At 71.3% G+C, this 3,864-nt stretch carries 3 protein-coding genes; all 3 read left to right on the forward strand.

The window, feature by feature from the left end:
* Window positions 1–445, forward strand: a 445-nt coding sequence (locus ICC28_RS39805) for an alpha-glucosidase C-terminal domain-containing protein (RefSeq protein WP_188293757.1), incomplete at its 5' end; no start/stop codon positions are given.
* 83 nt (window positions 446–528) lie between these two features.
* Window positions 529–1,992, forward strand: coding sequence for a maltokinase N-terminal cap-like domain-containing protein (locus tag ICC28_RS39810; RefSeq protein WP_188293758.1), 1,464 nt, complete (start codon window positions 529–531; stop codon window positions 1,990–1,992).
* A partial coding sequence (gene glgB, locus ICC28_RS39815) for a 1,4-alpha-glucan branching enzyme (protein WP_188293759.1) occupies window positions 1,989–3,864 on the forward strand: 1,876 nt, incomplete at its 3' end. The genes ICC28_RS39810 and glgB, both read left to right, overlap by 4 nt.

Here is a 3,864-nt window from a genome sequence, read left to right on the forward strand (position 1 = left end):
CCCCGACCGCAACGCGGGCTTCTCCTCGTGCGATCCGGGCCGCCTGTACCTGCCCACGATCATGGACCCGGTCTACGGCTACCAGGTCACCAACGTCGAGGCGTCGATGTCCTCGCCGTCCTCGCTGCTGCACTGGACCCGCCGGATGATCGAGATCCGCAAGCAGAACCCGGCCTTCGGACTCGGCTCGTACACGGAACTGCCGTCCTCCAACCCGGCCGTGATCGCGTTCCTGCGCGAGTACGAGGACGACCTCGTCCTGTGCGTGAACAACTTCTCCCGCTTCGCCCAGCCCACCGAGCTGGACCTGAGCCGGTTCAACGGGCGGCATCCGGTGGAGCTGTTCGGCGGGGTGCGATTCCCGGCCATCGGCGAACTGCCGTACTTGCTGACCTTGGCAGGCCACGGCTTCTACTGGTTCCGGCTGCGCAAAGAGGGCTCCTAGAAGCCCGGCGGGGCGGTTTCCACCGCCCCGCCCGGGGCACGCATCACTCACACCCCGACCCCCCGGGGAAAGGACGCGACGTCATGTCGGAAGCCGTCACCCGTACCGCTACGACCAGTCCCGGCCTGCTCGCCTCGCTGGATCCCCTGTTGCGGGAGTGGCTGCCGCGGCAGCGGTGGTTCGCCGGGAAGGGGCGTCCCGTCACCGGGTTCTCGCTGGTCGCGGCCACCGAACTGCTGCCGTCCGACGGCAAGCTGGGCCTCTACCACCTGTTGCTCCAGGCCCATCAGTCCCCCGCGCCCGGCGACTGCTACCAGCTCCTCATAGGCGCGCGCGAGGCGCTGCCACCGCGGCTGGCGCCCGCGCTGATCGGCCATGTCGACCAGGGCCCGCTCGCCGGACGCACGGTCTACGAGGCCCTGTACGACCCGCGGCCCGCCGAAGTCCTCCTGGAGGCCCTGCGCACCCGGGCCCGCATCGGCGGGCTGCGCTTCGAACGGGAACGGAACCAGGAGGTCCGTGCGGGGCTCGTGCCGCGCCTGGTCGCCTCGGAACAGTCCAACTCCTCCGTCGTCTACGGAGATACGTTCATCCTGAAGCTGCTTCGCCGGATCGTGCCCGGTATCAACCCCGACCTGGAGCTGCCGCTGGCGCTGGCCCGCGAGGGCTGCCCCCGGGTGCCCCCGCCGACCGCGTGGATCCAGGGGGACTTCGACGGGGCGGGCGGCGAGCCGTATGTGCTGGGCGTGCTCCAGCCGTTCGTGCAGGGCGCGGCGGACGGCTGGGAGCTGGCGCTGCGGGAGCTGGCCAAGGGCGAGGACTTCGCCGCCGAGGCCAGGGCGCTCGGGCGGGCCACCGCCGAGGTGCACACGGCCCTGGCCCGCGCGCTGCCCACGGTCACCCTCGGCCGTACCCAGCTGGAGCAGATGGTCGAGGGGATGGTGGAGCGGCTGGAGGCGGCCGCGCAGGCGGTGCCCGCGCTGCGGCCGTACGCGCCCGGACTGCACTCCGCCTTCGACGCGCTGGCCGGCCTCGCGGCCGAGGGCCGCACCTGGACCGCGCAACGCGTCCACGGCGACCTGCACCTCGGGCAGTGTCTGCGCTCGCCCGCCGGGCAGTGGTGGCTGATCGACTTCGAGGGCGAGCCCGCCAAGCCGCTGGCCGAGCGGCGCATGCCGCAGCCGACCGTGCGCGACATCGCGGGCATGCTGCGCTCCTTCGACTACGCCGCCCACTCCGCCACCCCGCCGATCCCGGGCTGGGCCGACACCTGCCGGGCCGCGTACTGCTCCGGCTACGCGGAGGTCAGCGGCGTCGATCCACGCACCGACCCCGTGCTGCTGCGGGCCTGCGAAACGGACAAGGCGATCTACGAGGTCGTCTACGAGGCCCGCCACCGCCCCGAGTGGCTGCCGGTGCCGCTGTCGGCGGTCCGCCGGCTCGCCACGGACGACGGCGAGCCGACTGCCCCTGCCCCTCTCCCTCCCTCTCCCCCTCCCCTCATCTCACCCTCGATCTCACCCTCGCCGAGGAGGCCCCACTCGTGACCCCCCGTCCCCCGTCCAGCGGTCCCGATCCGAAGAAGTCGGCCGAGCAGACGGCCGAGGAGAAGAGCATCGCGAAGAAGGTGTCCGCGCAGAAGAAGAGCGTGACGAAGAAGAGCGTCACCAAGAAGGCGGCGAAGTCCGCCGAGAAGGCCGCGGAGAGTGTGAAGAAGGCGGCGGCTAAGAAGGCTGCCGCGAAAAAGACGGCCACGAAGAAGCCGACCGTAAAGCAGGCTGCCGCCAAGAAGCCGGCCGTGAAGAAGCCGACCGTGAAGCAGGCTGCCGCGAAGAAGTCGGCGCCCCGGAAGACCACGACCGCCAAGAAGGTCGCGCCGACGAAGGCGGCCGAGATGGCCGGCGGGGTGGCGGTCTCCCCCGCCCTCGGTGCCGAGGACCGTGACCGGCTCCTCTCCGGCACCCACCACGACCCGCACGCCGTCCTCGGCGCCCACCCCGTCCCCGGCGGGGTCGCCTTCCGTGCCTTCCGGCCGTACGCCCGCTCGGTGACCGTCCTCACCGAGGAGCTGCGGGCCGAACTGCACGACGACGGTGCGGGCTTCTTCTCCGGGCTGCTGCCGCTGCGGGACGTACCGGAGTACCGGCTCCTCGTGACGTACGAGGGTGCCGAGCAGGAGACCGAGGACGCGTACCGCTTCCTGCCCGCGCTCGGCGATCTCGACCTGCATCTGATCGGCGAGGGCCGGCACGAGCAGCTGTGGACGGCGCTCGGTGCCGAGCCGATGACCCACCAGGGCGTCACCGGCACCCGGTTCACCGTGTGGGCGCCGAACGCGCGCGGCGTGCAGGTGGCCGGGACCTTCAACTTCTGGGACGGAACGGGCAATCCGATGCGTTCGCTCGGCTCCTCCGGTGTGTGGGAGCTGTTCGTGCCGGGCATCGGCGAGGGCGAGCTGTACAAGTTCGAGATCACCCGCCCCGACGGTTCCCGGACCCTGCGCGCCGACCCGCTGGCCCGCCGCACCGAGGCCCCGCCGAACACGTCGTCGATCGTCCACGCCTCGCACTACGAATGGGGCGACACGGAGTGGCTGGAACGCCGGGGGACGGTACCGGCCCACGAGGGCCCGTTCTCGGTCTACGAGGTCCATCTGCCCTCCTGGCGACCGGGCCTGACCTACCGCGAACTGGCCGAGCAACTCCCGGCGTACGTCAAGGACCTGGGCTTCACGCACGTCGAGCTGATGCCGGTCGCCGAGCATCCCTTCGGCGGCTCCTGGGGCTACCAGGTCACCGGCTTCTACGCGCCCACGGCCCGGCTCGGCACGCCGGACGACTTCAAGTACCTGGTCGACGCGCTGCACCGGGCCGGGATCGGGGTCCTGATGGACTGGGTGCCCGCCCACTTCCCGCGCGACGACTGGGCGCTGGCCGAGTTCGACGGGCGTCCGCTCTACGAGCACGAGGATCCGCTGCGGTCGGCGCACCCCGACTGGGGCACGCTGGAGTTCGACTTCGGCCGGCGCGAGGTGCGCAACTTCCTGGTGGCGAACGCCATTTACTGGTGCGAGGAGTTCCATATCGACGGCCTGCGGGTGGACGCGGTCGCCTCGATGCTCTACCTCGACTACTCGCGCGAGCCCGGGCAGTGGATCCCGAACGTGCACGGCGGGCGGGAGAACCTCGACGCGGTGGCGTTCCTCCAGGAGATGAACGCAACGGTGTACCGGCGAGTGCCGGGCGTGGTGACGATCGCGGAGGAGTCCACGGCGTGGGACGGCGTCACGCGGGCGACGCACCACATCGGCCCGGGCGGCTTCGGAGGGCTCGGCTTCGGCCTGAAGTGGAACATGGGCTGGATGCACGACTCGCTGGGCTACATGGCCCACGAACCCGTCCACCGCAAGTACCACCACA

Source organism: Streptomyces sp. TRM68416 (assembly GCF_014596915.1).
Classification (GTDB): Bacteria; Actinomycetota; Actinomycetes; order Streptomycetales; family Streptomycetaceae; genus Streptomyces.